This is a genomic window from Stutzerimonas nosocomialis (assembly GCF_005876855.1).
GTDB classification, from domain to species: Bacteria; Pseudomonadota; Gammaproteobacteria; order Pseudomonadales; family Pseudomonadaceae; genus Stutzerimonas; species Stutzerimonas nosocomialis.
This window is the reverse complement of sequence record NZ_QLAE01000007.1, coordinates 1-26643: the sequence shown is the minus strand read 5'-3', so window position 1 is coordinate 26643 and position 26643 is coordinate 1. Positions and strand designations below refer to the sequence as shown.

The 26643-nt window shown below is 64.3% G+C and carries 26 protein-coding genes; 13 read left to right on the top strand and 13 right to left on the bottom strand.

From position 1 onward, the window contains the following. Positions 1-164 precede the first annotated feature (164 nt). Positions 165-1607, top strand: a complete 1443-nt coding sequence (locus DN824_RS06015; protein ID WP_414718398.1) for an HDOD domain-containing protein — start codon at positions 165-167, stop codon at positions 1605-1607. Here DN824_RS06015 and DN824_RS06010 read toward each other — a convergent pair. After that, the gene (locus tag DN824_RS06010) at positions 1595-3157 is read right to left on the bottom strand and encodes a LysM peptidoglycan-binding domain-containing protein (RefSeq protein WP_138407443.1); all 1563 of its coding nucleotides are present in this window, start codon (positions 3155-3157) and stop codon (positions 1595-1597) included. The genes DN824_RS06015 and DN824_RS06010 overlap by 13 nt on opposite strands. 101 nt (positions 3158-3258) lie before the next feature. After that, the gene (gloB, locus tag DN824_RS06005) at positions 3259-4035 is read right to left on the bottom strand and encodes a hydroxyacylglutathione hydrolase (protein ID WP_138407442.1); all 777 of its coding nucleotides are present in this window, start codon (positions 4033-4035) and stop codon (positions 3259-3261) included. A 104-nt stretch (positions 4036-4139) separates the two neighbouring features. On the opposite strand from gloB, the gene DN824_RS06000 reads away from it, so the two are divergent. The 8 genes from DN824_RS06000 to DN824_RS05965 all read left to right on the top strand — a co-directional run bounded on the left by DN824_RS06000 (position 4140) and on the right by DN824_RS05965 (position 12833). Continuing rightward, positions 4140-4898, top strand: coding sequence for a class I SAM-dependent methyltransferase (locus DN824_RS06000; protein ID WP_138407441.1), 759 nt, complete (start codon positions 4140-4142; stop codon positions 4896-4898). A gap of 77 nt (positions 4899-4975) precedes the next feature. Continuing rightward, positions 4976-5431, top strand: coding sequence for a ribonuclease HI (rnhA, locus tag DN824_RS05995; RefSeq protein ID WP_138407440.1), 456 nt, complete (start codon positions 4976-4978; stop codon positions 5429-5431). A gap of 11 nt (positions 5432-5442) precedes the next feature. Then, on the top strand, positions 5443-6189 hold the full coding sequence (gene dnaQ / locus DN824_RS05990; protein ID WP_138407439.1) for a DNA polymerase III subunit epsilon: 747 nt from the start codon (positions 5443-5445) through the stop codon (positions 6187-6189). Positions 6190-6261: 72 nt separating this feature from the next. Beyond that, positions 6262-8514 (top strand): Orn/Lys/Arg family decarboxylase, encoded by a 2253-nt coding sequence (locus DN824_RS05985; protein ID WP_138407438.1) that lies wholly within the window; start codon positions 6262-6264, stop codon positions 8512-8514. Positions 8515-8689: 175 nt separating this feature from the next. Beyond that, the gene (locus DN824_RS05980) at positions 8690-9502 is read left to right on the top strand and encodes a crotonase/enoyl-CoA hydratase family protein (RefSeq protein ID WP_138407437.1); all 813 of its coding nucleotides are present in this window, start codon (positions 8690-8692) and stop codon (positions 9500-9502) included. 37 nt (positions 9503-9539) lie between these two features. Continuing rightward, a complete protein-coding gene (locus DN824_RS05975) occupies positions 9540-11222 on the top strand; it encodes a FimL-related protein (RefSeq protein WP_138407436.1) in 1683 nt (560 codons plus the stop codon). Beyond that, positions 11222-12055 carry an NAD(+) diphosphatase gene (nudC, locus tag DN824_RS05970; RefSeq protein WP_138407435.1) on the top strand — a complete coding sequence of 278 codons (834 nt, stop codon included), beginning with the start codon at positions 11222-11224 and terminating at the stop codon, positions 12053-12055. The genes DN824_RS05975 and nudC overlap by 1 nt, the downstream gene beginning before the upstream one ends. Positions 12056-12185: 130 nt before the next feature. Beyond that, on the top strand, positions 12186-12833 hold the full coding sequence (locus tag DN824_RS05965) for a hypothetical protein (RefSeq protein ID WP_138407434.1): 648 nt from the start codon (positions 12186-12188) through the stop codon (positions 12831-12833). Positions 12834-12891: 58 nt separating this feature from the next. Here the strand turns inward: DN824_RS05965 and DN824_RS05960 are convergent, their stop codons facing one another. The 4 genes from DN824_RS05960 to DN824_RS05945 all read right to left on the bottom strand — a co-directional run bounded on the left by DN824_RS05960 (position 12892) and on the right by DN824_RS05945 (position 16072). Next, positions 12892-13659 carry an SDR family oxidoreductase gene (locus tag DN824_RS05960; RefSeq protein WP_138407433.1) on the bottom strand — a complete coding sequence of 256 codons (768 nt, stop codon included), beginning with the start codon at positions 13657-13659 and terminating at the stop codon, positions 12892-12894. A 59-nt stretch (positions 13660-13718) separates the two neighbouring features. Further along, a complete protein-coding gene (locus DN824_RS05955; protein ID WP_138407432.1) occupies positions 13719-14786 on the bottom strand; it encodes a phosphotransferase family protein in 1068 nt (355 codons plus the stop codon). A gap of 200 nt (positions 14787-14986) precedes the next feature. Next, complete coding sequence (locus DN824_RS05950) at positions 14987-15301, bottom strand: SCP2 sterol-binding domain-containing protein (protein ID WP_138407431.1); 315 nt, start codon at positions 15299-15301, stop codon at positions 14987-14989. A 60-nt stretch (positions 15302-15361) separates the two neighbouring features. Further along, positions 15362-16072, bottom strand: coding sequence for a histidine phosphatase family protein (locus tag DN824_RS05945; RefSeq protein ID WP_138407430.1), 711 nt, complete (start codon positions 16070-16072; stop codon positions 15362-15364). Between the two features lie 183 nt (positions 16073-16255). On the opposite strand from DN824_RS05945, the gene sohB reads away from it, so the two are divergent. Together sohB and DN824_RS05935 are read left to right on the top strand one after the other, a co-directional pair. Continuing rightward, a complete protein-coding gene (gene sohB / locus DN824_RS05940; protein WP_138407429.1) occupies positions 16256-17281 on the top strand; it encodes a protease SohB in 1026 nt (341 codons plus the stop codon). 9 nt (positions 17282-17290) lie between these two features. Next, entirely contained in the window at positions 17291-18283 is a 993-nt protein-coding gene (locus DN824_RS05935) for a YhdH/YhfP family quinone oxidoreductase (protein ID WP_138407428.1), read from the top strand. 248 nt (positions 18284-18531) lie between these two features. Here the strand turns inward: DN824_RS05935 and DN824_RS05930 are convergent, their stop codons facing one another. From DN824_RS05930 to DN824_RS05920, 3 genes are all read right to left on the bottom strand, one after another. Further along, the gene (locus tag DN824_RS05930; RefSeq protein WP_138407427.1) at positions 18532-19032 is read right to left on the bottom strand and encodes a DUF934 domain-containing protein; all 501 of its coding nucleotides are present in this window, start codon (positions 19030-19032) and stop codon (positions 18532-18534) included. Beyond that, the gene (locus DN824_RS05925; protein ID WP_138407426.1) at positions 19016-20674 is read right to left on the bottom strand and encodes a nitrite/sulfite reductase; all 1659 of its coding nucleotides are present in this window, start codon (positions 20672-20674) and stop codon (positions 19016-19018) included. The genes DN824_RS05930 and DN824_RS05925 overlap by 17 nt, the downstream gene beginning before the upstream one ends. 348 nt (positions 20675-21022) lie before the next feature. Further along, positions 21023-21241 (bottom strand): DUF2970 domain-containing protein, encoded by a 219-nt coding sequence (locus DN824_RS05920; protein ID WP_138407425.1) that lies wholly within the window; start codon positions 21239-21241, stop codon positions 21023-21025. Between the two features lie 286 nt (positions 21242-21527). Between DN824_RS05920 and DN824_RS05915 the strand changes: the two genes are divergently transcribed. After that, complete coding sequence (locus tag DN824_RS05915) at positions 21528-22214, top strand: substrate-binding periplasmic protein (RefSeq protein ID WP_158295367.1); 687 nt, start codon at positions 21528-21530, stop codon at positions 22212-22214. Here the strand turns inward: DN824_RS05915 and DN824_RS05910 are convergent. The 3 genes from DN824_RS05910 to DN824_RS05900 all read right to left on the bottom strand — a co-directional run bounded on the left by DN824_RS05910 (position 22211) and on the right by DN824_RS05900 (position 25299). Then, positions 22211-22615 carry a 3-phosphoshikimate 1-carboxyvinyltransferase gene (locus DN824_RS05910; protein ID WP_138407423.1) on the bottom strand — a complete coding sequence of 135 codons (405 nt, stop codon included), beginning with the start codon at positions 22613-22615 and terminating at the stop codon, positions 22211-22213. The two genes, DN824_RS05915 and DN824_RS05910, sit on opposite strands and share 4 nt — an antisense overlap. Before the next feature lie 68 nt (positions 22616-22683). Beyond that, positions 22684-24003, bottom strand: a complete 1320-nt coding sequence (locus DN824_RS05905) for a leucine-rich repeat-containing protein kinase family protein (RefSeq protein ID WP_138407422.1) — start codon at positions 24001-24003, stop codon at positions 22684-22686. A gap of 258 nt (positions 24004-24261) precedes the next feature. Then, positions 24262-25299, bottom strand: a complete 1038-nt coding sequence (locus DN824_RS05900; RefSeq protein ID WP_138407421.1) for an RNA methyltransferase — start codon at positions 25297-25299, stop codon at positions 24262-24264. 136 nt (positions 25300-25435) lie between these two features. On the opposite strand from DN824_RS05900, the gene DN824_RS05895 reads away from it, so the two are divergent. After that, positions 25436-25738 carry a DUF1883 domain-containing protein gene (locus DN824_RS05895; protein ID WP_138407420.1) on the top strand — a complete coding sequence of 101 codons (303 nt, stop codon included), beginning with the start codon at positions 25436-25438 and terminating at the stop codon, positions 25736-25738. A 145-nt stretch (positions 25739-25883) separates the two neighbouring features. Here DN824_RS05895 and DN824_RS22870 read toward each other — a convergent pair whose 3' ends face one another. Beyond that, on the bottom strand, positions 25884-26237 hold the full coding sequence (locus tag DN824_RS22870) for an Imm50 family immunity protein (protein WP_138407419.1): 354 nt from the start codon (positions 26235-26237) through the stop codon (positions 25884-25886). Positions 26238-26643: the final 406 nt, after the last annotated feature.

Sequence of the window (26643 nt, the reverse complement as noted above, 5' to 3'; positions counted from 1 at the left end):
CAGACGGAGATCCGATCCATGGCTGCTTCGAGGCTTTCTGGCTGTTCGGCCCGGTACAGTAACAGCTTGTCTGCACAGGAAAAAGGCTGTACATCTACGGCAAAACACCGTTATCGCGCTGGCCTTCGGGCAAGGTAGTCATCGTGCATACAAACAGCCATGGTCTGCAGTCCTGGCTTGAACGCTTGAGCCAGGCGGAACTCCCTGCCTTGGCTGCTGTGGTCAGCGAACTTCAACGCCTCACCCTCACTCACGACGCCTCGGTCGGCCAGCTCGCCGATGTGCTCCTGCGCGACGCCGCGCTCACCTCCAAGGTGCTGCGGGTCGGCAACAGCAGCTACTACAACCCCTCCCAGGAAACGATCAAGACCATCTCGCGGGCCATCGTCATGATCGGCTTCGAGAACGTCCGGCTGATCAGCCTTTCGGTGAGCCTGATCGACGGCTTGCTGACCCGCGTGCCTCGCGAGCAGTTGCAGGAGCTGCTCGCGCGGTCGTTTCACGCCGCGGTGCAGGCTCGCAACATCGCCGGCTACGTGTCGCGCCAGGAAGAGGAGGTGTTCATCGCGGCGCTGCTGTTCAACCTGGGTGAACTGGCCTTCTGGGGCTGTGGCGGGACGCAGGCCGATGCCCTCGCCGAAGCCCTCGCCCGACCCGGCGTGCAGCGGGACGATGCGGTTCAGCAGGTCCTTGGCACCAGTTTTCGTCAGCTGACCCTGGGGCTGATCAAGAACTGGGGGCTGGGCGAGCTGGCGGTGCTCGCGCAAAGTCCGGGGCGCTCCGCGGACCCTGCGGTGCGTGCGGTGACCCTGGGGGTGCGTATCAGCGAAGCGGCGCTGGAAGGCTGGAGCAGCCCGGGCATGCAACAGGCGATCGCGGAACTGGCGAATTATATTGACGTGACGCCGGAGGAGGCCCTGTCCCAGGTACTGGCCAGTGCCGATGAAGCCGTCAAGGTCGCCACCACCTTCGGCGCAGGTCTGGTGAGCCGGTTGATCCCCAGTACCGATCCGGAGCAGATCAGCCTTCAGCAGGCCCAGCGCAGGGCAAGCCTGCTGCAGTCGGACCTGACGTTGATGCAGCAGGCGTTGCAGGCGCTCGGCCAGCAGGCGACGGGTCGGGGAGAGGTCGGGCTCATTCTGGATACCCTGCTCGAAGGGTTGCACAGGGGTGCCGGTCTCGAGCGGGTGATGCTCGCCGTGCTTGCCGAGCAGCAGACGATGTTTCGCGCCAAGCGTGCCGTGGGCGAGGGCACGCAATCCTGGCTCGACGGGTTCCTGCTGCCTGTGGCGCCGCCGCGACAGCCGCATATCTTCAGCTACGTGCTGCGCCATCGCGAAGCGCTGTGGATGGGGGTTCCGGCCAGCAGCAACCTCAATGACATGGTCAGCGAGCCGATTCGCCAATGGTTGGGCAAGGGGATGTTCTTCATTGCGCCGTTGATGGCCGGTACACGTCAGATCGGCGTGCTTTACGCCGACAGCCGGCTCTCCGGGCGCGCCCTGACGCACGAGCAGTTCGTGGCGTTCCAGCGTTTTACCCAGCTGACCGGCCGCTGCCTGGAGGGCCTCGGTCGAAGCCCCGAGGCTGTGCGTCAGGGAAGGTAGAGCGTCAGCGTCTGCCCGGGCTTGAGCACGCTGCTGCTGGGGTTCCAGCTCTGCAGGCTTTGCAGCTGCACGTTGAACCGCTTGGCGATCATGTACAGCGAGTCACCGCGCTGCACCTTGTAATAGGTCGGGTTGGACGATTTGGGCTTCGTCGCCACGTTGGCCGCCGGTCCCTGAAGGAAGAGCGCCTGGCCGACCCGGAGGTTGCTGCCGGAAAGACGGTTCCAGCGCTGCAGGTCCTGTACCGATACGTTCTGCGCCTTGGCGATGCCCCAGAGGTTGTCACCTTGGCGCACGCGGTAGCTGCGGGGTGTCGAGACGTTGCTTCGCGCCACGGCCTGGCCGAGCGGAGAAGCGGGCTCGGAGGTTGCCGCCGAACCCGGGATGCTGAGCGTCTGGCCGATGCTCAGGCGATCGTCGCTCAGGCGGTTGATCTCGCGCAGGGTGCTGACCGTCAGTTGATGGCGGGTCGCGATGGCGCTCAGGGTGTCGCCGCGCCGTACCTGGTATTGCTGCCAGAGCACCACGTCCGAGGGTTTCATCAGCGCCAGGCTGGCGGAGAGCATTTCTGCCTTTTCCGCCGGGACCAGCAACTGCTGGGGGCCGTCGAGGGTGATGCGCTGCTTGTAGGCGGGGTTGAGCTGGAACAGCTCGTCTTCGTCCAGGTCGGCCATGGAGGCGATCTGGGCCAGGTTCATATGCTGCTTGAGGGGAACCGCTTCGAAGTACGGCTCGTTGGCGATCGGGCTGAGGGATATCCCGTGGGCCTGCGGCGACATCACCATCTGCGACAGGGCCAGCAGCTTGGGCACGTAGTTGCGGGTCTCCTGCGGGAGCGCCAGGTTCCAGTAGTCGGTCGGCAGGCCGAGCTTCTGGTTGCGCTCGATCGCGCGGCTGACGGTACCTTCACCGGCGTTGTAGGCCGCCAGCGCCAGCAGCCAGTCGCCATTGAACATGCCGTGCAGGCGGCTGAGGTAGCTCAGCGCGGCGTTGGTGGAGGCCGTGATGTCGCGCCGGCCGTCATACCAGCTGGTCTGGCGCAGGTTGTAGTGCAGCCCGGTGGACGGAATGAACTGCCACAGGCCAACGGCATGGGCGCGCGAGTAGGCCAGAGGGTTGTAGGAACTCTCGATCACCGGCAGCAGCGCGAGCTCCAGCGGCATGTCGCGCTCTTCGAGCGATTCGACGATGTAGTGGATGTAGGGAGCACCGCGCTTGGTGGCCTGCTCCACGGAGCGGGTGTTGTTGGCGAACAGCAGGCGCTGTTGCTCGATGCGAGGGTTGGAATCGGCAAGGTCCTGCAACTGGAACCCTTCGCGTAGTCGCTCCCAGATATCCTCGTGGGTCACCGGCGTCGGCGTATCGGTCAGCCAGATCGGCTCCTGCTGCAGGCTGCGAGCGAAGGGGCTGGACTTGCGAGGCGCGTCGACGTCGTGCTGGCCAGTGGTGGTTTGACAACCGGTGATGGCCAGGCAGACCGCGAGGGCGAGCACCCGACCGGAGGCTGCCAAAGCGTCCGAATCGAGGCGTTTGAAAGGAGCTGACAGCATTGGCTGGAGGGGTTCCCGGGCGCAAAGGTCGGGCGATTCTAGGAACGCATCCAGGGGGGGTCAAGCGAAGCGGCGCCGTTTTGGGGCACCGTCGACCTTATTCAGAAGCGATCCTTCCAGGCGCGAAGCGCAGCGAACACGTCGATTTCGGTGGCCAATTCGCTGCCACTCTGACGACTCGCCGCTTCCCGCACGCCGGGCTCCGCGCTGCGCAGGAATGGATTGGTCTGCAGCTCCAGGGCGAGTGTGCTCGGCAGGCTGATCCGGCCCTGCTCACGCCAATCGGAGACTTCCTGTAACCGTTTGTGAATGGCCGCATTGCCCGGCTCGACGGCCTGGGCGAAACGCAGGTTGCTCAGTGTGTACTCGTGGGTGCAGTACACCAGGGTCTCGGCGGGCAGGGCGGTGAATCGCCGCAGGGATTGGAACATCTGCTCGGCGGTGCCTTCGAACAACCGCCCGCAGCCCGCCGCGAACAGGGTGTCGCCGCAAAGCAGCCAGGGCGTAGCGCCCTCGTGGACGTAGGCGATATGCCCGAGCGTATGGCCGGGCACGGCGATCACGCGCAGGGTTGCGCCCAGCACCTCGAGGGTGTCGCCGTCGGTCAGGGCGATGTCCCGGCCGGGGATCGACTCGGCCGCCGGGCCGTACACCCGGGCGCCGGTCGCGGCCTTCAGCGCATCGACGCCGCCGACGTGATCGTGGTGGTGATGGGTGATCAGGATATTGGTCAGTTCCCAGTCCGGATGGGCCTCGAGCCAGCGCAGCACCGGGGCCGCGTCGCCTGGATCGACGGCTGCGCAGCGCCGCGCGTCGTCGTCCTGGAGGAGCCATATATAGTTGTCGGTGAAGGCGGGCAGTGCGGTGATGGTGAGCATATTACGGTCGCCAAGAGAGGGACAAAGGCGCATCCTAGCAGGCTCATTGAACAGATGGCCGGCCCTGCGGCGGGCGCCGGCGCAATCGATGAACGGAGTTGACGATGAAGCCCGAACCGTCCACCCAGCTCGATTCCTCCTGGTCGCACATGATCCGCGAGGCCAGCGAATGGTTCGCCGGCCCCCTCGGCCAACAGCTCTTGGCTCAGGAAAGGCGGATTCTGGGCGACGAACTGGACCGCTGCTTCGGCAGTTACCTGGTGCATTACGGCCCTTTTGCCGACTCGCTGCCCGAGTCGCCGATGATCAAGCGCAGCGTCAGGATAGGCGCGGCATTGCCGGGCGTGGAGATCGTCTGTGACGAACAGGCCTGGCCCCTCGGCGAGCACGCAGCCGATATCGTCGTGCTGCAGCATGGGCTCGATTTCAGCTGTTCGCCCCACGCCCTGCTGCGGGAAGCGGCGCGCAGCGTACGCCCCGGCGGCCACCTGCTGGTCGTCGGGGTGAATCCCTGGAGCGCCTGGGGCATGCGCCGCGCAGTGTCCCGCGAGGCCTTTCGCCATGCGCGCTGCATTCGCGCCACGCGCGTCGGGGACTGGCTGAACCTGCTGGGATTCGCACTAGAGAAACGCAGGTTCGGATGCTATTGTCCGCCGCTTTCGTCGAGCCGCTGGCAGTCGCGCCTGGCACGCATGGAGTCGGTCGGCGAGCGGGTTCAGCTGCCCGCCGGCGGGTTCTACCTGCTGGTGGCACGCAAGCTGATGGCCGGGCTCCGGCCTTTGCGCCAGGACCGCCGCGAACGCATGGGCAAGCTGATTCCTATGCCGGTCGCCAAGCTCAGTCGTCGCGACGTCGAGCAATAGGCCTGTCGCCGCGCCAGCCTGCAGACTGCCAGCACTCCCTTAATCAGCCCTGCGGGGCGCGAGGCGTTTTTTCACCCATGAGCGATACCCTGGTAGAGATCTATACGGACGGCGCGTGCAAGGGCAACCCCGGTCCTGGCGGCTGGGGGGCATTGCTGGTCTACAAGGGGGTCGAGCGCGAACTCTGGGGCGGCGAGCCCGAGACCACCAACAACCGCATGGAACTGATGGCCGCCATCCGCGCGCTGGCCGAGCTCAAAAGGCCCTGCGACGTGCGCCTGGTGACCGATTCCCAGTACGTCATGCAGGGCATCACCGAGTGGCTGCCGAACTGGAAGAAGCGGGGCTGGAAAACGGCCGCCAAGCAGCCGGTGAAGAACGCCGATCTCTGGCAGCAGCTCGACGAGCAGGTCAACCGACACCAGGTGCGCTGGGAATGGGTCCGCGGTCACGCCGGCCATCCCGGTAACGAGCGCGCCGACCTCTTGGCCAACCGTGGCGTGGTCCAGGCCAAACGACAACCCATTTTGTAAGCGAGCATCCGATGCGCAGCGTAGTACTCGATACCGAAACCACCGGCATGCCGGTCACCGATGGCCACCGGGTCATCGAAATCGGCTGTGTGGAGGTCATCGGCAGAAAACTGACCGGTCGCCATTACCATGTCTATCTGCAGCCTGATCGTGAAGTGGACGAGGGCGCCATCGCGGTACACGGCATCACCAACGAGTTCCTCGTGGACAAGCCGCGCTTTCGCGACGTCGCCGATGAGTTCTTCGAGTTCATCAAGGACTCGCAGCTGATCATCCACAACGCGGCGTTCGACATCGGCTTCATCAACAACGAGTTCGCCTTGCTCGGCCAGCGCGACCGCGCCGAGATCACCGATCATTGCACGGTGCTCGACACCCTGCTGATGGCGCGTGAACGCCACCCGGGCCAGCGCAACAGCCTCGATGCCCTTTGCAAGCGCTACGGCGTCGACAACTCCGGCCGCGACCTGCACGGCGCCTTGCTCGACGCCGAGATTCTCGCGGATGTCTACCTGACCATGACCGGCGGGCAGACCAACCTGTCCCTGGCCAGCGACGGGGCCGATCAGAACAGCGGCGGCCGTGCCGTGCCCTCGCCGATTCGACGCCTGCCGGCCGATCGCCGGCTCACCCAGGTGTTGCGTGCCAGCGAAGAAGAGCTCGCCCTGCATGTCGCCCGGCTCGCGGCGATCGAGAAGTCGGCCGGTGGCGCCTCGCTCTGGGCGCAGCTGGAACAGCCTTCCACGCCGAACGCCTGACCCCTTCGAAGCCGGGTTTGCCAGCGGCCCTCGAGGCTCTACCCTGAAGGAGAATTCCTTCAGGGGCGGCGCATGTACAAAGACCTCAAGTTTCCAATCCTCATCGTTCATCGCGACATCAAGGCCGACACCGTCGCCGGGGAGCGGGTGCGTGGCATCGCCACGGAGCTGGAGCAGGACGGCTTCACCATTCTGCCGACGGTGAGCTCGGTCGAGGGGCGGATCGTTGCCTCGACCCATCACGGATTGGCCTGCATCCTGGTCGCCGCCGAAGGCGCCGGGGACAACCAGCGCCTGCTGCACGACGTGGTCGAGCTGATCCGTGTCGCCCGTCGGCGGGCGCCCAAGTTGCCGATCTTCGCCCTCGGCGAGCAGATCACCATCGAGAACGCACCGGCCGACGCCATGGCGGACCTCAACGAGCTGCGGGGCCTGCTCTATCTCTATGAGGACACGGTGCCGTTCCTGGCCCGCCAGGTGGCCCGCGCGGCGCGCAATTACCTCGAAGGGCTGCTGCCACCGTTCTTTCGCGCGCTGGTGCAGCACACCGGCGAGTCCAATTATTCCTGGCACACCCCGGGGCACGGCGGTGGCGTGGCGTTCCGCAAGAGTCCGGTCGGCCAGGCGTTCCATCAGTTCTTCGGGGAAAACACGCTGCGCTCGGACCTGTCGGTCTCGGTGCCCGAGCTCGGTTCGCTGCTGGACCATACCGGCCCGCTGGCCGCCGCGGAGGAACGCGCGGCGCGCAACTTCGGTGCCGACCACACCTTCTTCGTCATCAACGGCACGTCCACCGCCAACAAGATCGTCTGGCATTCGATGGTCGCCCGCGACGACCTGGTGCTGGTGGATCGCAACTGTCACAAGTCGATCCTGCATTCGATCATCATGACCGGGGCGATACCGCTGTACCTCACACCCTCGCGCAACGAACTGGGAATCATCGGGCCGATTCCGCTCGGCGAGTTCAGCCGCGAGTCCATTCGGGCGAAGATCGAGGCCAACCCTCTGACGCGCGGCCGTGAGCCCAACGTCCGCCTGGCGGTGGTGACCAACTCGACGTACGACGGGCTGTGCTACAACGCCAACCTGATCAAGCGCACGCTGGGCGATTCGGTGCAGGCGCTGCATTTCGACGAGGCCTGGTATGCCTACGCGGCATTCCACGAGTTCTACGACGGTCGCTACGGGATGGACACGCGGGAGCAGGGGCCGCTGGTGTTCACCACCCATTCGACCCACAAGCTGCTCGCGGCCTTCAGCCAGGCGTCGATGATCCACGTGCTGGACAGCCAGACGCGTCAGCTCGACCGCGACCGGTTCAACGAAGCCTTCATGATGCACATTTCCACCTCGCCCCAATACGGCATCCTGGCTTCCCTCGATGTCGCTTCGGCGATGATGGAAGGGCCGGCCGGCCGCTCGCTGATCCAGGAAACCTTCGACGAGGCCCTGAGTTTCCGTCGCGCGCTGGCCAACCTCGGCGCGAATCTGCCGGCAGGCGACTGGTGGTTCGGCATCTGGCAGCCCGAATCGGCCGAGGGTGTCGACGAGGTGAAGGTGGGCGACTGGCTGCTCGAACCCGATGCGCCCTGGCACGGCTTCGGCGAGATCGCGCCGGACTACGTGCTGCTCGACCCGATCAAGGTCACCCTGGTCACCCCCGGGCTTACCGCATCCGGCGGGCTGGGCGAGAAGGGTATCCCGGCGGCGGTGGTCAGCAAGTTTCTCTGGGAGCGCGGCCTGGTCGTCGAGAAGACCGGGCTGTACTCCATGCTCGTGCTGTTTTCCATGGGCATCACCAAGGGCAAGTGGAGCACGCTGCTGACCGAACTGCTGGAGTTCAAGCGCCACTACGATGCCAATCTGCCCTTGTGCGACGCCTTGCCTTCGGTGGCCCGGGCCGGCGGCTCGACCTACCAGGGCATGGGGCTGCGCGATCTTTGCGACGCGCTGCACGGCTGCTACCGCGAGAATGCCACCGCGCGCGCGATGCGAAGGATGTACACCGTCCTGCCCGAGCAGGCGCTCAAGCCCGCCGATGCCTACGACAAGCTGGTGCGCGGGGAAGTGGAGGCGGTGCCGATCGACGAGCTGGAAGGGCGCGTGGCCGCGGTGATGCTGGTACCTTATCCGCCGGGTATCCCGCTGATCATGCCCGGCGAGCGGTTTACCGCGCAGAGCCGTTCGATCCTCGATTACCTGCGTTTCGCCCAGACGTTCGCCTCGCGCTTTCCCGGTTTCGATGCCGACGTCCACGGCCTGCAGAACGAAGCAGGCCCGTCGGGCGCGCGCTACACGGTCGATTGCATCAGCGGGATCTGAGCCGCTTTTTGCCGTCTATCAGAGGCTTATGGGGGGAACGTCAAAACGCTTCTTAACTCATGCCGTGGGCTGATTCACATCGTCCCGCATCGACATTCCCCCTGCGCTTGTTATAGTTGCGCGGTTTAGACCTCTGTCTTGCATATTGAATGCCCTGGCTGTCGAGGAAGATAGCGTGATCGAGTACAAAGCCTTCCGTATAGAGTTGGCCGACAAGATTGCCCATGTGGTGATCAACCGACCCGAGAAGGTCAACGCCATGAACGCCGACTTCTGGTTGGAGATCGTCGAGATCTTCCGCTGGATAGACGAGACGGACGAGGTGCGCGTGGTCGTGTTGTCCGGCGAGGGCAAGCACTTCTCTTCAGGTATCGATTTGCAGCTTCTGGCCCAGGCGGCCAGCGAGCTGGGCAAGGACGTCGGTCGCAATGCCGAGCGGCTGCGGCGCAAGATCCTTTCGCTGCAGGCGTCGTTCAATGCCGTGGACCTGTGCCGCAAACCGGTGATCGCGGCCATCCACGGCTACTGCCTGGGCGGCGCGATCGATCTGATCTCGGCCTGCGACATGCGCTACTGTACCGAGGACGCGCAGTTCTCCATCCGCGAGATCGACATGGGCATGGCGGCGGACGTCGGCACGCTTCAACGGCTGCCGCGGATCATCGGCGACGGCATGATGCGTGAACTGGCATACACCGGCCGTACCATCGAGGGGGAGGAGGCCAGGTCCATCGGGCTGGTCAACCGCACCTACGCCGATCAGGCCGCACTGCTCGACGGCGTATTCGCCCTGGCACGTGAAATTGCCGAGAAATCCCCGGTGGCGATTCGGGGGACCAAGGAGATGATCCGCTACATGCGCGATCACCGCGTCGATGACGGCCTGGAATACATCGCCACTTGGAACGCTGCCATGCTGCAGTCGGCCGATCTGAAGGTCGCCATGGCAGCGCACATGAGTAAACAGAAGCCGGACTTTGCCGACTGATGCACCACCTGAACGTTGCGCGGGAGGCGCACTAGGCATGGTTACTGGAGCTACATCACTCAGTCTCGTTCGCGATGAGTTGTTCGCCACCATGGAAGAGGCCGAGCAGAGCCTTGAACACTTCATCGTCGATCGCAACAACGGCAGCCTGCTGCAGCAGGCGGTCGAAAGCCTGCACCAGGTGCGCGGCACGCTGAACCTCATCGAGCTCACCGGTGCTGAGCTGCTGGCGCAGGAGATCCTGCAGCTGGCGACCGACATACCGGTCGGTGCCGGCGAAGATCGCGACACCCAGCTCGCGGCGTTGAGCAATGCGCTCTACGTTCTGGGGCGTTACCTGGAGAGCGTCGATGCCAGCCGCCAGGAAATTCCCGAGCTGCTGTTGCCGGCGATCAATGCCCTGCGCCTTGCCGCGGCGCAGCCGCCCCTGCCGGAAAGCTTCTTCTTCAGCGTACGGCTCGACCAGCCGCGTCCAGCCCTGGCGCGTGCGCCCAGCACGCCGGCTGATCTGGCGGGCGAGGCGCGCCGGTTGCGCCACATGTATCAGATCGGCCTGCTTGGCTTCATTCGCGAGCAAAACCTGCCGGCCAGCCTGAAGCTGATGGGACGTGCGCTGACCCGCCTCGACGCACTGTTCTGTCACCATCCCAGCGGCCGACTGTGCTGGCTGAGCAGCGCGGCGCTCGAGGCGCAACTCGACGGCCAGCTGCTGCCGCGCAGGTCGCGCAAGCAGCTGTTCTCCCGGCTCGATCGCGAACTCCGGCAGGTCGTCGCCAACCCGAATTACGAGGCTCCGCGCAACCTGCTCAAGGAACTCCTCTATCTGGTGGCCCTGGCCGACAGCTCGGGGCCTACCGTCAGCCAGGTGCGTGATGTCTTCGGTCTGGCCTCGCTGCCGTTCACCGATCACATGCTCGAAGAGGAATACCATCGCCTGTCCGGTCCGGGGCAGGCGGTGATGAAGTCCCTGTCTTCGGCCATCCGCGAAGAAATGGCCAGCCTCAAGGACATGCTCGACCTGGTCGAGCGCGGCACCGCGCCGGCCGAGGCTTTCTCCTCGCTGCATACTCTGATCGCCAAACTGGCGAAGACCCTGAGCATGGTGGGCCTTTCCTCCGCGGCCAACGCGCTGCATGCACAACTGCAGGTGGTCAGTGCCTGGAGCCATGACGAAGCGCCCAAGCCCGATGCGCTGCAGAAGCTTGCCGATGCGGTGCTTTATGTCGAGAGCATGGTCGCCAGCCTGGAGCGCGGCGAGCGTCGCGATGCACGTCCGCAGATCGCGCAGCCCGGCCAGGAAGGCGAGACCTTCGCCAACCACCAGCTGACCGAGGCGCGCATCGTCGTGCTCGACGAGGCCACCGCCGGTCTGGCACTGGCCAAGCGCGCGATCACCGCCTACCTCGAATCCAACGGCGACAAGCTGCACCTGGCCAACGTGCCGTTCAGCCTGCTGGCCGTGCGTGGCGGGCTGACCTTCCTCGATCAGGATCGTGCGGCGGAGCTCATCGGCGCCTGCGCCGAATACATCCAGAAGGAAATGATCGACAGCCCGCAGATGCCCTCCGAGCAGATGCTCGAAACGCTCGCCGACGCATTGACCAGCCTCGAGTACTACCTCGAAGGCGGCGCCGTACTGCGTCGCGATCAGAGCCGCTCGAGCGTGCTCGACCTCACGGCAGAGAGCGTGCGAGCCCTGGGTCTCCCGGTGGCGGCCTGATGAGCCTTCGCTGGCAGCCCGAGCTGCTCGATCCGGCAATGCCGGGCGGGTGGGCTCTGGTACACAGCCAGCAGCAGTTCCTGTTCGACGACAACGGCGTGCTGTTCCCGCGGGACTGGTTGCGCCGGCTCGACCTGGGCGTGGTCAGCGAACAGGGGTTGGGGTATTTCGACGGAGAGCCGGTGTTCCTCTTCGAGCTGGCCCAGCTCGAGGACGTCCCCGGCGCACGCTGGCAGGGCCTGAGGCAGTTCATGCTGCAGGACGGTGACCGTGATCTGTTCCGCATGCTGGGATTCGCCGCGCAGATCGGTACCTGGGCGCATCAGCACCGCTTCTGCGGCAGCTGCGGCAGCCCCATGCAGCAGCGCACCGGCGAGCGCGCCATGCATTGCCCGGCCTGCGGGTTGCACCAGTACCCGCGCTTGTCGCCAAGCATGATCGTGCTGGTCACCCGTGGTGACGAACTGCTGCTGGCGCGTTCGCCACGTTTCGCGCCCGGGGTCTACAGCACCCTGGCCGGTTTCGTCGAACCGGGCGAGTCGCTCGAGCAGTGCGTCGAGCGCGAGGTGCGTGAGGAAGTGGGCGTTTCCATTCGCGACCTCAGGTACATCGGCAGCCAGGGCTGGCCCTTTCCCCATTCGCTGATGCTCGGCTTCCATGCGCAGTACGACGGCGGCGAAATCGTGCCGCAGCCCGAGGAGATCGAGGATGCGCGCTGGTTTTCCATCCATGCGCTGCCTGGGCTGCCCGCCCGGCAATCCATCGCGCGATACCTGATCGATCTCTACGTGGCGTCGCGCCTGGGGCTGGAGCCGCCGGCCCTTCCGCGCTGAGCGACTGCGAACCACTCCCCATCGCCTTCATGCGCCGCTCCGTCCGATGATCAATGTGCCAAGCAGTCGTCGGTAGGCGCGCAAAGGCGCACGGATAATTTCGGCCTTCCACAGGCAAGGATGAATCCTCATGCAATACCTTGGGCTGGCAATAGCCGTCGCGTTTCTGGCATTGATCGTGGTGTTGGTGGCGTTGCGCCTGTTGCTGGGCGGGCAGTGGCTGCTGGGTTGGCTGCGCGGTACCTTCGGGCTCGTGGTGCTGGCCCTGGGCTCGTTGATCGGGGTGATTGCCTATGACGTGCACAACTACCGGCCGTTGCCCGAGGCCGGTCCGGTGGCGACGCTGACCTTCAATGCCGATGGCCCGCAGCGTTACGACGTCAGGCTGGTACAGGGCAATGGCGAGCGTCGTGTCACGCTGGAGGGGGATCTCTGGCAGCTGGACATGCGCATCCTGCGCTGGAAAGGGCTGGCCGATCTGATCGGGCTGGAGCCCGGCTACCGCCTCGACAGGCTGTCGGGGCGCTACCTGGCCGTCGAGCAACAGGGGCAGGCGCGACATGCGCTGGTGTCGCTGTCCGAAAGCCCGGCGGGCTTGGACTTCTGGCGCTGGCTGCGCCTGAGTGGGCGCGACCTGTATCTCGTCGATTCCGAGGCGCGCCGGGTCAACTACATGCCTGTCGCCGCCGGTGCGGTGTTCCAGGTGAGCCTGGCGCCGACCGGCCTGATGGTACAGCCGATGAACCCGGCGGCGACCCAGGCGCTCAAGGACTGGTGATACCGATACGAACGAAAAAGGGAGCCAACAGGCTCCCTTTTTCGTTCCAGCGGCACTGTCAGGACAGGTAGCCACCGTCGACGTTCAGCGCAACGCCGGTGGTGTAGCTGGAGGCGTCGCTGGCCAGGTAGAGCACGGCGCCAGCCATTTCGCCCGGGTCGGCCACCCGACGCAGCGGGATCTGCTGCAGCGCGAGTTCGCGGATGGCGTCGTTCTTGACCAGCGCGGAAGCGAACTTGGTGTCGGTCAGGCCCGGCAGCAGGGCATTGCAGCGGATGCCGAACTGGGCGCATTCCTTGGCGAACACCTTGGTCATGTTGATGACCGCGCCCTTGGTGATCGAGTAGATGCCCTGGAAGTTGCCGGGGGAGACGCCGTTGATCGAGGCCACGTTGATGATGCTGCCGCCGCCGTGCTCGCGCATCAGCTTGCCGGCCTCGATGGACATGTAGAAATAACCGCGGATGTTCACATCGATGGTTTTCTGGAAGGCCGAGAGGTCGGTGTCCAGCACATGGCCGAACTGCGGGTTGGTCGCCGCGTTGTTGACCAGGATATCGAGACGGCCGAACTGTTCGCGGATCTGCGCGAAGACCGACTGGATCTGCTCCATCTCGCCGATGTGGCAGGCAATGGCGGTGGCCTTGCCACCGGCCGCGGTGATCGCATCGGCCACAGCCTGGCAACCGTCGAGCTTGCGGCTGGACACGATCACGTGAGCGCCCTGCTGGGCGAGCAGCTTGGCGATGGCCTCGCCAATGCCTCGGCTGGCGCCGGAGACGAAGGCGATCTTGCCGTCCAGGTCGAAAAGGGTGGTCTTAGGCATGTCGGGATTCCTTGTTGTTGGTCAGCGGCGCCGCTCGCCGCGATATTGGGCGTACGGGCTCAAAGCGAAGACTGGCCGATCACCTGCAAGGCTTTCTGCTCCAGCAGCCTGTTCATGTGGATGAACTGGGCGAAGCGTTTGTCCTGGGTCTGGCCGTGGTGATAACGGTAGTAGATCTGCTGGACGATTCCGGCCAGGCGGAACAGGCCATAGACATAGTAGAAGTCGATGCAGGGGATCTCGATTCCGGCACGGCTGGCGTAGTAGTCGGCGAACCCCTGGCGGGTGAGCATGCCGGGCATATGGCTCGGCTGGCGGCGGATCAGCTGCATCGGCTGCGGATCATCCGCTTCGATCCAGTAGGCGAGGGTATTGCCCAGGTCCATCAGCGGATCGCCGAGGGTGGTCAGTTCCCAGTCGAGCACGCCGATGATCTGCATCGGGTTCTCGGCGCTGAGAATGACGTTGTCGAAACGGTAGTCGTTATGGACGATCGCAGGCTTGGGGTGGTTGGCGGGCATCTTGTCCTTCAGCCAGGCCTTGACTGGCTCCCAGCCCGGCGCGTCGGGCGTCACGGCCTTCTCGTAACGGTCGATCCAGCCTTCGATCTGGCGTTTCACGTAGCCTTCGGGCTTGCCCAGGTCGCCCAGGCCGCACGCCTGATAGTCGACGTTGTGCAATTCGACGAACTTGTCGATGAAGCTCTCGCAGAGTGCTCGCGTCTGCGATGCATCGAAGCCCAGCTCCGGCGGAAGTTCGGCGCGCAGGATGATGCCCTTGACGCGCTCCATTACGTAGAACTCAGCGCCGATCACCGATTCGTCGGTGCAGTGCACATAGGCCTTGGGGCAGTAGGGGAAGCCCGAGTTGAGCTGGTTGAGAATCCGGTATTCGCGTCCCATGTCATGGGCCGACTTGGCCTTGTGGCCGAACGGCGGTCGCCTCAGGACGAATTCCTGGCCGGGGTACTCGAGCAGGTAGGTCAGGTTGGACGCTCCGCCTGGGAACTGGGTGATGCGAGGCGTACCCTCGAGGCCTCCAATGTGCGCCTTGAGGTAAGCGTCGATCACGTCCGCAGGCAGTTCTTCACCTTGGCGAATCGCGCTGGTCTGGTCGGTAAGCGCCATGTCTATCCCTTCTAATTATGTTCGGTGCTCGAGACGATTCACTAATTTAATGGGCAGCCCCGGTATCGCCAACCCTGGCCCCGGCATTATCGGCGCGGGTGTTGCCCTTCGATCAGAGCGCCTGATTGCGGGCGGCCAGGCAAAAAAAAACCGAAGCCAGAGGGCTTCGGTTCCTTTCTACGGCGAAACGAGCGGCGTCATCAGTTGGGGAACAGTTCGCCCAGCTTCAGAGCCAGCATCATGTCGCCCTCGGTACGCAGCTTGCCCGACATGAAGGCCTGCATGCCGTCGGTTTCGCCGGTCATGATGCCCTGCAGCGTCTCGCTATCCATGATCAGGGTGACGTTGGCGTCGCTGGAGTCGCCCTGCTGGATGTCGCAGGTGCCGTCCTTGACCACGATGTAGTAGTTGTCGGCGTCGGTGATGTTGAACTGGAAGATCAGGTCCAGGCCGGCGGCCGCGCTGGAATTGAATTTCGCCTTCATGCCTTGGATGGTTTGGTCGACGTTGCTCATGGTCATTTCCTTGTGGGTGTGGGGAGGGACACGCCGCGATACCTCGCGGGCTGCTGGAGCCTATCGGTAGGTGACAAGCTCCGGCTTCTTCAACAGTTCCAGGTGCGCGTGACTATTGAAGGAAGCCAGTGCGACCTCTCGGTCGCGAAACTTCAGGAGGCTGATGGATGTGTTGACGATCTGCCAGTTCAACTCGAACGCCTTGATCGGCGGCACGCCAATAACCAGTTGCAACAGGGCGGTGATGGTTCCGCCGGATGTGAACACGGCGATGCGGTCCTTGTTCCCCGCGTGGGCGAGCAGCCGGTCGAGGCCTCCCTGGACGCGGTCGACGAAGGTCTGCCAGCTTTCCAGGCCTTCCTTGTCGTGGTCGCCCGATACCCAGCGCGCGATCACGTAGCTGAACAGGCGCTGGAACTCGGCGCGGTGATCGGCGGCGTTGCGCAAGATGTCCATGGCGTGCGGCTCGACGGCGAGCAGATCCTGCAGGTGCGCGCGGATGACCTCGTCGGCATGGAATTCATTGAAGGCCGCGTCGATTTCCACCTCCAGCGGCGGGCTCGCGGCGTCGTTCATGCGCTGCAGCGCGGCGCGTGCGGTATCGCGCTGGCGGTCCAGTTCGCCACAGAGGCAACGATCGAAACGGATGCCGAGCCGGGCCAGGTGATCGCCGACGGCCTGGGCCTGCAGGTGGCCCAGCGGGGAGAGCACGTCATAGTTATCTGCGCCGAAAGACGCCTGACCATGCCTGATCAGGTAGATACTGCCCATGCCCGCTGCCCCGCTAGCGCTGTTTTTTCGCGAGGGTAGGGACATACCCCACGGGTGTCAACGACAAATCATACGCTTGTTTGAATTGCGCTCGCTGGCCCGTATTCCACCGCGCCGGTATGCTTGAGCGATTACCCCAGGCAGCGCTCTGCGGGCGGTTGGCGTGTGAATTTAGGAGGACGTGTGGATTTTCTTGCCGATTACGCAAGCTTTCTGGCCAAGACCGTGACCCTGGTCGTGGCCATCATCGTCGTGCTGGTGACCATCGCGTCCCTGCGCAGGGGGCGTGCCAAGCAGTCCGGGGGTCACCTGGAAGTGCACAAGCTCAACGATTTCTACAAGGCGATGCGCGAGCGCCTTGAGCAGGCGATCTGGGACAAGGACACCTACAAGGCGCAACGCAAGCGCGAGGCCAAGGCGGCCAAGCAGGCGAAGAAAGGCGGCGCCGACAAGCCACGGGTGTTCGTGCTCGATTTCGATGGCGATATCAAGGCGTCGGCGGTCGACAACCTGCGCCACGAGATTACCGCGCTGCTGACGATGGCCACACCGAAGGACGAGGTGGTGGTGCGTCTGGAAAGCGGTGGCGGCATGGTCCATGGCTACGGGCTGGCGGCGTCTCAACTGGTGCGCATCCGCCAGGCGGGCGTGCCGCTGACGGTGTGCGTCGACAAGGTGGCCGCCAGCGGCGGCTACATGATGGCGTGCATCGGCGAGAAGATCCTCGCGGCGCCGTTCTCGATCCTGGGGTCGATCGGCGTGGTCGCTCAGCTGCCCAACGTCCATCGCCTGCTCAAGAAGCACGACGTGGATGTCGAGGTGCTCACGGCGGGCGAGTACAAACGCACGCTGACGGTATTCGGCGAGAACACCGAAAAAGGACGGGAAAAGTTTCAGGACGACCTGGAAACCACTCACGAGCTGTTCAAGAACTTCGTCGCCCGCTATCGCCCGCAGCTGGCGATCGACGAGGTGGCGACCGGCGAGGTGTGGCTGGGCACCGCGGCGCTCGGCAAGCAGCTGATCGACGAGATCAAGACCAGCGATGAATACCTGGCCGAGCGGGCTGGTGAGTGCGAGCTGTTCCAGCTGCACTACGCACAGAAGAAGAGCCTGCCCGAGCGTTTCGGCATGGCGGCGAGCGCCACGCTCGAGCATGGCCTGCTCAAGGGCTGGACCCGGCTGAACGAACAACGTTTCTGGCAATAGGAGAGCGCGATGAGCAGCTTCAAGGCACTGCAGGCCCGCGAAGGCGCCGACGGTCGGTTCACGACCGCGGTGGTCGAACGCCACGTCGATGACCTGCCGCAAGGCGATGTGTTGATCCGTGTTCGCTACTCGTCGCTCAACTTCAAGGATGCGTTGTCGGCGAGCGGCAACCGTGGCGTCACCCGGCAGTACCCGCATACGCCGGGCATCGACGCGGCCGGAGTGGTGACGGCTTCCGCGGTGCCCGAATTCGCAGAGGGCGATGAGGTCATCGTCACCGGCTACGACCTGGGGATGAACACGGCGGGCGGGTTCGGACAGTACATCCGCGTGCCGGCGGCCTGGGTGATCAAGCGTCCGCACGGCTTGAGCCTGCGCGAGGCGATGATCCTCGGTACTGCGGGCCTGACCGCCGGGCTCTGCGTCGACAAACTCGAGCAGGCCGGTCTGCAGCCCGGCGCCGGCCCGATCCTGGTTACCGGCGCCACCGGTGGGGTCGGTAGCATCGCCGTGGCGCTGCTGGCCAGCCTCGGCCACAGCGTGGCGGCGGTGACGGGCAAGACGGACCAGGGCGAGTTCCTGACCCGCCTGGGCGCCAGCCAGATCGTCGATCGCGCTGCTTTGCAGACCGGTGCGGAAAAGCCGCTGCTCAAGGAACAGTGGGCCGGTGCCGTCGATACCGTGGGGGGCGACGTCCTGTTCAACGTGGTCAAGTCGCTGCATCGTGGCGCGAGCGTGGCCTGCTGCGGGCTGACCGCCGGAACGGAGTTCAGGGGCAACGTGCTGCCCTTCATTCTCAGGGGCGTGAATCTGCTGGGTGTCGATTCGGTCGAGCTGCCGCTGGTGGTCAAGGCCTCGATGTGGGACAAGCTTTCGCTGCAGTGGAAGATCCAGGCCCTTGAGGACCTGGCTCACGAGGTGGAACTCGGGCAGCTGCCGGCAGAGATCGAGCGGATACTGGCAGCAGGGCAGGTCGGGCGGACACTCGTCAGACTGGACTGAGTGTCAATCGGTGCGATAGAGAACGCCAACTACCCTGCAGTGATCGATTGAGAGAGATTAGCGCCATCTCAACGCAACTGCAGGGAATCACCATGAAAGCACTGGTCGCATTGTTCAAGCGCAGCACCTCCGAGACAGCCGGCACCTCGTCGAACCAGACCCCACTCGAACATCCCAATTTCTGGATGTACCAGTGATGAAAAACGAAAAACCCGCCAATCGGCGGGTTTTTCGTTCAAGCGGCAGGCTCAGCCCTGACGTCTGCGAAACAGCGGCAGCGGCTGATCCACCGCGGCCTGGTAGGCCTCGCTGAAATCGCCGAGGCTTTGCAGCGCGTCGTACGGATCACGGTCCGGACGCACGGCGAATGCGTCGAACCCGCAGCGCTGCATCATGAACAGCTGGTCGCGAAGCACATCGCCGATCGCCCGGACCTCACCCTTGTAACCATAACGCTCGCGAAGCAGCCGTGCGGTGGAGAAGTGGCGGCCGTCGGTGAACACCGGGAAGTTCAGCGCGATGACCTGGAATTTCTCCAGGTCGTCGGCGATCAGTTCGATCTCCTCGTCGCTGTCGAGCCACACGCCCAGCCCGCCGTCGCGCGCGCGCAGGGCATGGCCGTGCTCGAGCCACAGCCCCAGCGGGACGATGACGTCGTCGCTGTTGGACAGGCCTTCCAGGGTCGTGTCCTTGGGCAGCAGGTGCCAGGACTCGTCGATCACCTGGCCGTTCTTAATGATTCGCTGCATAGACGCGTTCCTTGAAGGGGGCGATGCCGATACGGCGGTAGGTGTCGATGAAGGGCTCGTCTTCCTCGCGGCTCTCCACGTACACATCGATGATCTTGCTGATGACGTCCGGCATCACGTCCTGGGCGAACGAGGGGCCGAGGATCTGTCCGAGGCTGGCGTTGCGGCTGGCGCTGCCGCCGAGGGAGACCTGGTAGAACTCCTCGCCCTTCTTGTCCACGCCGAGGATGCCGATGTGGCCGACGTGATGGTGGCCGCAGGCGTTCATGCAGCCGGAGATGTTGAGGTCGATGTCGCCGATGTCGAACAGATAGTCGAGGTCTTCGAAGCGGCGCTGGATCGCCTCGGCGATCGGAATCGACTTGGCATTGGCCAGCGAGCAGAAATCACCGCCCGGGCAGCAGATGATGTCGGTCAGCAAGCCGATGTTCGGCGTCGCGAACCCGAGTTCGCGCAGTTCGCCCCAGAGGGTGAACAGGTCGCTCTGGCGAATGTCGGCAAGGATGATGTTCTGGTTGTGGGAGGTGCGGACCTCGCCGAAGCAGTAGCGGTCGGCCAGGTCGGCCAGTGCATCGAACTGCTTGTCGGTGATATCGCCGGGGGCCGTGCCAGTCGGCTTGAGCGACAGCGTCACGGCGGCATAACCCGGCTTCTTGTGCGCGAAGACGTTGCGCGTGCGCCAGCGGGCGAAGCCGGGATGCTCGGCGTCCAGTGCCTGTAACGTGGCGTCCTGGTCTTCCAGCGCTTCGTAGGCCGGCTCGACGAAGAACGCCGAGACGCGTGCGACTTCGGCTTCGGTGAGGATGGTCGGGCCATCCTTGAGGTGCGCCCATTCGGCCGCCACGCGCTCGGCGAAGACTTCCGGCGTCAGTGCCTTGACCAGGATCTTGATGCGCGCCTTGAACTTGTTGTCGCGACGCCCGTAGCGGTTGTACACCCGCAGGATCGCCTCAAGGTAGGTCAGCAGGTGCTGCCACGGCAGGAATTCGTTGATGAAGCTGCCCACGATCGGCGTGCGACCCAGGCCACCGCCCACCGAGACGCGGAAGCCCAGCTCCCCGGCATCGTTACGTACGGCCTCCAGGCCGATGTCGTGCACTTCGATCGCCGCGCGGTCGCTGACCGCGCCATTGACGGCGATCTTGAACTTGCGCGGCAGATGCGCGAATTCGGGGTGGAAGGTCGACCACTGGCGGATGATTTCGCACCAGGGGCGCGGATCGACCAGCTCGTCCTTCGCGACGCCGGCGAACTGGTCGGTGGTGGTGTTGCGGATGCAGTTGCCGCTGGTCTGGATGGCGTGCATCTGCACCGTGGCGAGCTCGGCGAGAATCTCGGGTACGTCCTCGAGGTCGGGCCAGTTGAACTGCACGTTCTGACGGGTACTGATGTGGGCGTAGCCCTTGTCGTAGTGGCGGGCGATGTGTGCGAGCTTGCGCAGCTGGTGGCTGCCCAGCAGCCCATAAGGTACGGCGATCCGCAGCATCGGCGCATAGCGCTGGATATAGAGGCCGTTCTGCAGGCGCAGCGGGCGGAACTCCTCTCCGCTCAGTTCACCGGCCAGATAGCGGCGGGTCTGATCGCGGAACTGCTTTACGCGGTCCTCGATGATCCGTTGATCGTACTCGTCGTATACGTACATGAAGATTCCTGTCGGTCAGGCTGCTTACGGCTGAATGCGCGCACGGCCGCGCACTTCGCAGAGCCGGGCACGATAGCAGCAAGGCGTTATGTGCAAAAGTGATGTTTTTGTATATGAAGCGAACTAATAGTGCTAACGCCCAGGCGGTCCGCCGACTTGAGGGCAGGGCGCTTGTCGTCTTAACTCAAGCCCCATAAGCACAACGACAGGGGATAGGCCATGACCGAGAAATTCGATCCGCACAACCGTGACAGTGGTGTCGATGCCGTCGCGATCTTCGTTCTGATCATGCTGGCGGTCGCCACCGCGGTATTCTGGGTCAGCCACCAGTAGCGCCGAGGCCTCCGGCTAGGGCGTTGCGAGGTGTATGACCAGCAGCACGATGCCCAGGAGCGCCAGCGCGAAGACCGCGGTGAAGCCCAGGCCCAGCAGGATGAAATGCACCGGCTTGCCCCGCGAGAAGTCGCGGGCGCGGTTCTTGCCGCTCTGTACGCCGAGCGCCGCGGCCAGCACGCTCGATAGCATCTCGCCGAACGTCAGGGGTTTTTCATCCGATTCTTCGGTCATGGGCAGGCCCTCCGTAACGGGAGTCTAGCAGCGCGTATCCACCTGGCGAGGCGGGAGACTGCAACGCCTCCATTCGTCGAGGTTGATTTAAGACGCTACGCCCTTTAAAACTCCAGCACGCCGCGTGCACGCGTCGATGCGACCTCGGTCGGGCATCCCAATGGGGCGCCCGTGATGTCAGGGTAAGGAGAAGTCGGTGCCGAAGGACTCAAAGAAATCGAACTGGCGATGCGGGGCGGTTGGCCTGCTGTGGGCGTGCGTGGCGGCCTCGGCGACGGCCGCGCCGGTGAATATCTATGTAGGCCATGGGCAGATGCCGTTCGCCGGCGGCACCGAGCAGGCGCCGGGGCTGTTCGGCGAACTCAGCGAGCAGCTCTGCGCACGGCTGCAGCTCGAATGCCTGTTTCGCAGCGTGCCCTGGCGCCGTGTTCAGCATGAGGCGGCAGCCGACCCGTCCGGGCTAGTGCTCAACCTGGGACGTTTCCCCGAGCGCGAAGACAAGTTCATCTGGCTGGTGGATGTGCTCTCCACCCGCTATTGCGTGGCAAGTCTCGGTCGGCCGTTCGACACGCTGGCCGACGCCCTGGCGAGCGGCCCCGTTGCGGTCATGAGCGGTACGCCGCGTGCGCAGGAGCTGCGCGCGCAGCTGCGGGAGGGCCAGCAGATCGTCGAGGTCGCCGACCCCGAGCAGGGGGCCGAACTGTTGAACAGTGGCCGTGTGGTGGCCTGGTACGAAATCGAGTTGCGCGCCCGTTACCTGTGGCGCCGCCTGGGTTACTCGCAGACCCTGACCATGGGCCGGCCCATCGGGCAGCTGGACAGTTATATCGCCGGCAACACACAGCTGAACGGCGGCCAGGCGCTGCAGCAACGCATGGCCGACGCTTTCGTCGAAATGCAGCGCGACGGCAGCTGGCGGCGGATTCTCGTCGAATACCTGGGAGAGGAAGACGCCGTGCGGCTGCTGCGCTAGCGCAGGGTGGCCTTGAACCAGTCCCACAGCCCGAGCGAAAAGCCCGGGAGCACGTCGATTCCCAGCGCCGACTTGATCAGGTACAGCACCGCCAGGCCGAGCAGCAGGGAAAACAGCAGGAAGACCGCGATGGTGCCGGCCTTGGCCGCGCGCGACAGTTCCTGCTGACCGCGGGTGAGGTCGCGTTTGTTGCGCCCGGCCAGCAGCACGAAATAGTAGCGCCAGCGCCAGATGCGGATGGTTGCTCGCAGGTCCACCCGATGCTGGCCCCACTTTCTCGCGCCGAAGGCGATCTTCAGGGCTTCGAGCTGCTCATCGCTGAAGCTGTCCCGCAGCTCGCCTGGCAGGCGTTCCTTGAGGCCGATGACGAAGGGGTCCTGCTGGATATCGAGGTCTTGCATCTACCGCATCCTTATCACTGGCTGGCGCTGAAAGTGTGTCGCCGTTTGCATTTCGGCCGCCGACGCGATTACTGGAGGGTGGCCAGTTGCCCCGATAGCCACTCGAAGGTGGGGCGCTCGGCGCTCTGCTCCGCGGCGCAGCGGCGCTGCAGTTGCCAGAGTGCATCGAGGCGGGTGGGCTGGCCGGCGGCTTCGGTACGCGTGAGCAGCTCTTCGAGCAGGCAACCGAACGCTCTTGCCTCGACCCGCTGCAGCGCCAGCCCTTGGACGGTACCGGGTTCGAAGAACGAGGCGGCGCCGAAATCGCTGAGCAGGCATCGGCCTGAGGAGTCGACCAGCAGGTTATGGGCGTACAGGTCCCCGTGCAGGACGCCGAGCTCATGCAGGTGAGCCGTGACCGACGCCACCCCCCGGGCTATCCCCAGCGTCTGCTCCAAGCTGAAGCGCTGATTCGCGGCGTAGCAGTCGCGTGTGCAGCTCTCGAATGACGGCGGGCCGGCCAGCGGCTGGAACTGCGGCCCGATCAGCTCGAGCAGCAGTCCTGGCGCTTCGTCGGCATGCTCGACCAACGGCCCGGCCACACGCATCAGGTTCGGGTGCTCGCCCGACGCGACACTGGCGGCCATCTCGCTATGCGCCAGGCCGTCGCTGGTCATGCTGCCTTTGAACAGCTTGACCGCCATGGCGCGCGGCGGCTGGCCAACGGGTTGCCAGGTCGCGCGGTAGATGAGGCCGGATGCGCCCTGGCCGAGCATCTCCCCGAGCGTGATGGCTTCTCGCGGCACCGGCGGAATCGGATGGTTCGCCAGCGCCACGGCTTCGTTGGCATCGCTGAACGGGTTGCCGGCGAAGGCGAGCCAGGTGAGGCGGGGCATCGCCGGCAACCAGTCGGGCAGCGAGGTCAGCTGGTTGGCGGCGATGCGAATCAGCTCGAGGTTGGTGCAACGGCCCAGGCTGGCCGGCAACGCCCGCAGGCAGTTGCCCGCGAGCAAAAGCTTCTGCAGCCTGGCGCATCGGCCGATGGATTCCGGCACCTGTTCCAGGCGGTTGTCGGTCAGCGTCAGCCAGCGCAAGCGCGGCGGCAAGGCTTCGGCCGGCAGGTGGCGGATCTGGTTGGCCTTGAATCCAACCATCTCCAGCTGCTGGCACTGCCCGACGGACGCGGGTACTTCGGCGAAGCGATTGTGCGAGCAGAACAGGATCTTCAGGCGGTGCAGCCGGTGCAGATCCGCCGGCAGGCTGCTGAGCCGGTTGCCCGAAAGGTTGAGGACTTCGAGGCTGTCGGCCAGGTCGAAGATTTGGGGCGGGAACTCGGTGAGGTCGGCCGAGAGGTCGAGCCGGGTCGTGCCGGCCAGTTCGCCGCGCTTGAGTTGCTCCAGTGTGTGCATACGTCGTTCGTCTTCCGTTGGCGTGCGGTCGTGTGACCGTGGCGCTGCGCTGCGACTCATGTCAGCAGGCGCGATCGAAGTGGCCGCTCCGTAAGTCTTCCCGGTATTCAGCGACCAGGTTGGCGCGTATGCAAAAACGGCGGTGATCGTGGCGATGATGCTTCAAAGACAGTTCCTTCGCGAGGGCGTTGTGCCCTGCACTGGGACCACCCACCCGGCCGCCGGTTCGTTTCCCGGGCGGCCCGCTGTGAATCAGCGCTACAAGGCGTTTCGCCGCGACCGGCGGGCGATGACCTCGGTGGCTCGTGCGCGCAGTTGCCCGCAGCCGCCGTCGATGTCCTGGCCAGCGGAGTTGCGTACCTTGGTCAGCACGCCCCGGCTGTGCAGGTAGCGCACCATCTGCACGATACGCTCGCCGTCGGGGCGCTGGAATTCGTCGAGTTCCAGGCTGTTGTAGGGAATCAGGTTCATCACCGCGTACCGGCCCTTGAGCAGGCGCAGGATGCCGTCCATTTCGTCCTGGGTATCGTTGACGCCCTTGAGCAGGGTCCACTGATACTGGATCGGGAAGCCGACCGCTCGCGCGTAGGCTTCACCGAGATCGACCAACTCGTCGGGGTCGATGCGCGGCGCACGGGGCAGCAAGGCCTGGCGCAGCTCGGCGTCGGTGGTATGCAGCGAGAGGGCGAGGGCGGGCTTGACCCGCTGCTGCGGCAAGCGCTCGAACACCCGCGGATCGCCCACGGTGGAGAACACCAGGTTCTTGTGGCCGATGCCGCCGTCCGTGCCGAGCAGGTCGATCGCCTCGAGCACGTTGTCGAGGTTGTGGGCGGGTTCCCCCATGCCCATGAACACCACTTTCTTCACCGGCCGAAAGCGACGGGCGAGGGCGACCTGGGCGACGATCTCGGCGCTGCCCAGCTGGCGCAGCAGGCCGCTCTTGCCGGTCATGCAGAACACGCACCCCACCGCGCACCCGACCTGGCTCGACACGCACAAGCCGTCGCGCGGCAACAGCACGCTCTCGACCATCTGCCCATCGGCCAACTCCACCAGCAGACGGGCCGAGCCGTCGGCGGCGGGATGCTCGGAGCGCAAGCGCGCGAGGCCCGCGATTTCCTCGCTGACCCTGGGTAACCCTTCACGCACGCTCAGCGGCAGAAAGTGTTCGGCCTGCTGCTGCCGACGACCGATCTCCAGCGGCTGGCCCTTGAGCCAGGCACGGGTCATCCGCCCGATGTGCCGGGGTTTGGCGCCGAGGTCGGCGAGGCGCTGGTGGACGTCCTGGATTCGCATAGGGCGCGGATGCTACCACCGCCGCAGCCCCGGCGGTATGGGCCCTGACGTATATGCATGGTCGACTGGCTGGCCGCCGCTCAGGCGAGCGCCGTGCTATTGTCCGCGCCGATCTACAGGCCGACTGGAGCCGACCATGAAATTCATCCACCAGCGCGAACACCTCAACGAAGACGACCTCGTCGTCATCGAGTGCTCGCAACCCTGCAACATCCGCCTGATGAACGATGCCAACTTCCGCAGCTTCAAGAACGGCGGCCGCCATACCTACCACGGCGGCGCGTTCGATCGTTTCCCTGCAAGGATCACCGTACCGAGCACCGGCTTCTGGAACATCACCCTCGACACCGTCACCCGCAAAGCCATCAGCGTGACCCGCAAACCGACGCTCAAGCATTCGATCAAGATCGTTCGACGTTCCAGCTCGAACTTCAGCTGAGCATGCGCAGCCTACTCACCGGCCCACCAAGGCGGCGGTGACGGCAACGGCCTGCCGCTCGTAGCGAACGAACCTTCAACCGCATGTTAGGCTGCTGCCTAGAGCGATCGGCCGGATAAACCATTGATATAACCGGAGACTCGCTCTATACGTAAGTAGCCGAATGAAGCCTGGATGTGGTAGCACGTACTGGTAACGAGAGTGCTAATAAATCACCTAGCCGTGAAACTGTGAATTCGCCTGAAACTTGTGAGGTCCATCCGGCAATTTCCAGAGATTCGATTCCCCAGGCAGCTATGGTGATCTGCGTTGTGTTGGAACCAGCTGGCCACTTACTAGGCATACAGCTTGGCACAACTGGCACGTCGAACCGCAATCGCAAGACCGAACCTTCCCGCCCCAACGCAACTTCATGTATCTCCACAGACGAAAGGTCGCATGCATCGCCGAACAGTGAGCTCACTGCCTTCGGATTATCAAGAAAAGTAACCCAGTGCATGGGAGCACTTAACGTTTGGTTAAGAGGCGGGCTTTAGCCCGTCCCAGTGAGCGAAGCGAACGATTTGAACCACTAGTTAGGTTTCAGCTTTGGTTTTGCACGCTGCGCTAAGATAAGGAAGAGCGGGCCTAAAATTAAAAGTAGGGTGTGTGGCCATTTGCGCAACTCAAACAGAATAGGGAAAGAGTTGTATCGTGGCTTTCGGCGAAGATGAGCAAAAATATTGGCGCTGCATCTATGCTGATTAAGCATGCAAATGCAGATATGGCGGCCAGTCCATAAACTGAGCTAGAGCGCTTCCAAGCAAGGAAGGCAGCATACGCTATGAGGGTGTAAGCGATAAGTAACGGCCAATACACGTTAGGGAGCTGTATCGTTTCCATGGTCGGGCTTTTGTGTACCTAAC

Bases quoted from the DNA above. Each gene is read 5' to 3' on its own strand.
- DN824_RS06010 (WP_138407443.1), bottom strand. From the start codon at position 3,157: ATGCTGTCAGCTCCTTTCAAACGCCTCGATTCGGACGCTTTGGCAGCC.
- gloB (WP_138407442.1), bottom strand. From the start codon at position 4,035: ATGCTCACCATCACCGCACTGCCCGCCTTCACCGACAACTATATATGG.
- DN824_RS06000 (WP_138407441.1), top strand. From the start codon at position 4,140: ATGAAGCCCGAACCGTCCACCCAGCTCGATTCCTCCTGGTCGCACATG.
- rnhA (WP_138407440.1), top strand. From the start codon at position 4,976: ATGAGCGATACCCTGGTAGAGATCTATACGGACGGCGCGTGCAAGGGC.
- dnaQ (WP_138407439.1), top strand. From the start codon at position 5,443: ATGCGCAGCGTAGTACTCGATACCGAAACCACCGGCATGCCGGTCACC.
- DN824_RS05985 (WP_138407438.1), top strand. From the start codon at position 6,262: ATGTACAAAGACCTCAAGTTTCCAATCCTCATCGTTCATCGCGACATC.
- DN824_RS05975 (WP_138407436.1), top strand. From the start codon at position 9,540: ATGGTTACTGGAGCTACATCACTCAGTCTCGTTCGCGATGAGTTGTTC.
- nudC (WP_138407435.1), top strand. From the start codon at position 11,222: ATGAGCCTTCGCTGGCAGCCCGAGCTGCTCGATCCGGCAATGCCGGGC.
- DN824_RS05965 (WP_138407434.1), top strand. From the start codon at position 12,186: ATGCAATACCTTGGGCTGGCAATAGCCGTCGCGTTTCTGGCATTGATC.
- DN824_RS05960 (WP_138407433.1), bottom strand. From the start codon at position 13,659: ATGCCTAAGACCACCCTTTTCGACCTGGACGGCAAGATCGCCTTCGTC.
- DN824_RS05955 (WP_138407432.1), bottom strand. From the start codon at position 14,786: ATGGCGCTTACCGACCAGACCAGCGCGATTCGCCAAGGTGAAGAACTG.
- DN824_RS05950 (WP_138407431.1), bottom strand. From the start codon at position 15,301: ATGAGCAACGTCGACCAAACCATCCAAGGCATGAAGGCGAAATTCAAT.
- DN824_RS05945 (WP_138407430.1), bottom strand. From the start codon at position 16,072: ATGGGCAGTATCTACCTGATCAGGCATGGTCAGGCGTCTTTCGGCGCA.
- DN824_RS05935 (WP_138407428.1), top strand. From the start codon at position 17,291: ATGAGCAGCTTCAAGGCACTGCAGGCCCGCGAAGGCGCCGACGGTCGG.
- DN824_RS05930 (WP_138407427.1), bottom strand. From the start codon at position 19,032: ATGCAGCGAATCATTAAGAACGGCCAGGTGATCGACGAGTCCTGGCAC.
- DN824_RS05925 (WP_138407426.1), bottom strand. From the start codon at position 20,674: ATGTACGTATACGACGAGTACGATCAACGGATCATCGAGGACCGCGTA.
- DN824_RS05920 (WP_138407425.1), bottom strand. From the start codon at position 21,241: ATGACCGAAGAATCGGATGAAAAACCCCTGACGTTCGGCGAGATGCTA.
- DN824_RS05910 (WP_138407423.1), bottom strand. From the start codon at position 22,615: ATGCAAGACCTCGATATCCAGCAGGACCCCTTCGTCATCGGCCTCAAG.
- DN824_RS05905 (WP_138407422.1), bottom strand. From the start codon at position 24,003: ATGCACACACTGGAGCAACTCAAGCGCGGCGAACTGGCCGGCACGACC.
- DN824_RS05900 (WP_138407421.1), bottom strand. From the start codon at position 25,299: ATGCGAATCCAGGACGTCCACCAGCGCCTCGCCGACCTCGGCGCCAAA.
- DN824_RS05895 (WP_138407420.1), top strand. From the start codon at position 25,436: ATGAAATTCATCCACCAGCGCGAACACCTCAACGAAGACGACCTCGTC.
- DN824_RS22870 (WP_138407419.1), bottom strand. From the start codon at position 26,237: ATGCACTGGGTTACTTTTCTTGATAATCCGAAGGCAGTGAGCTCACTG.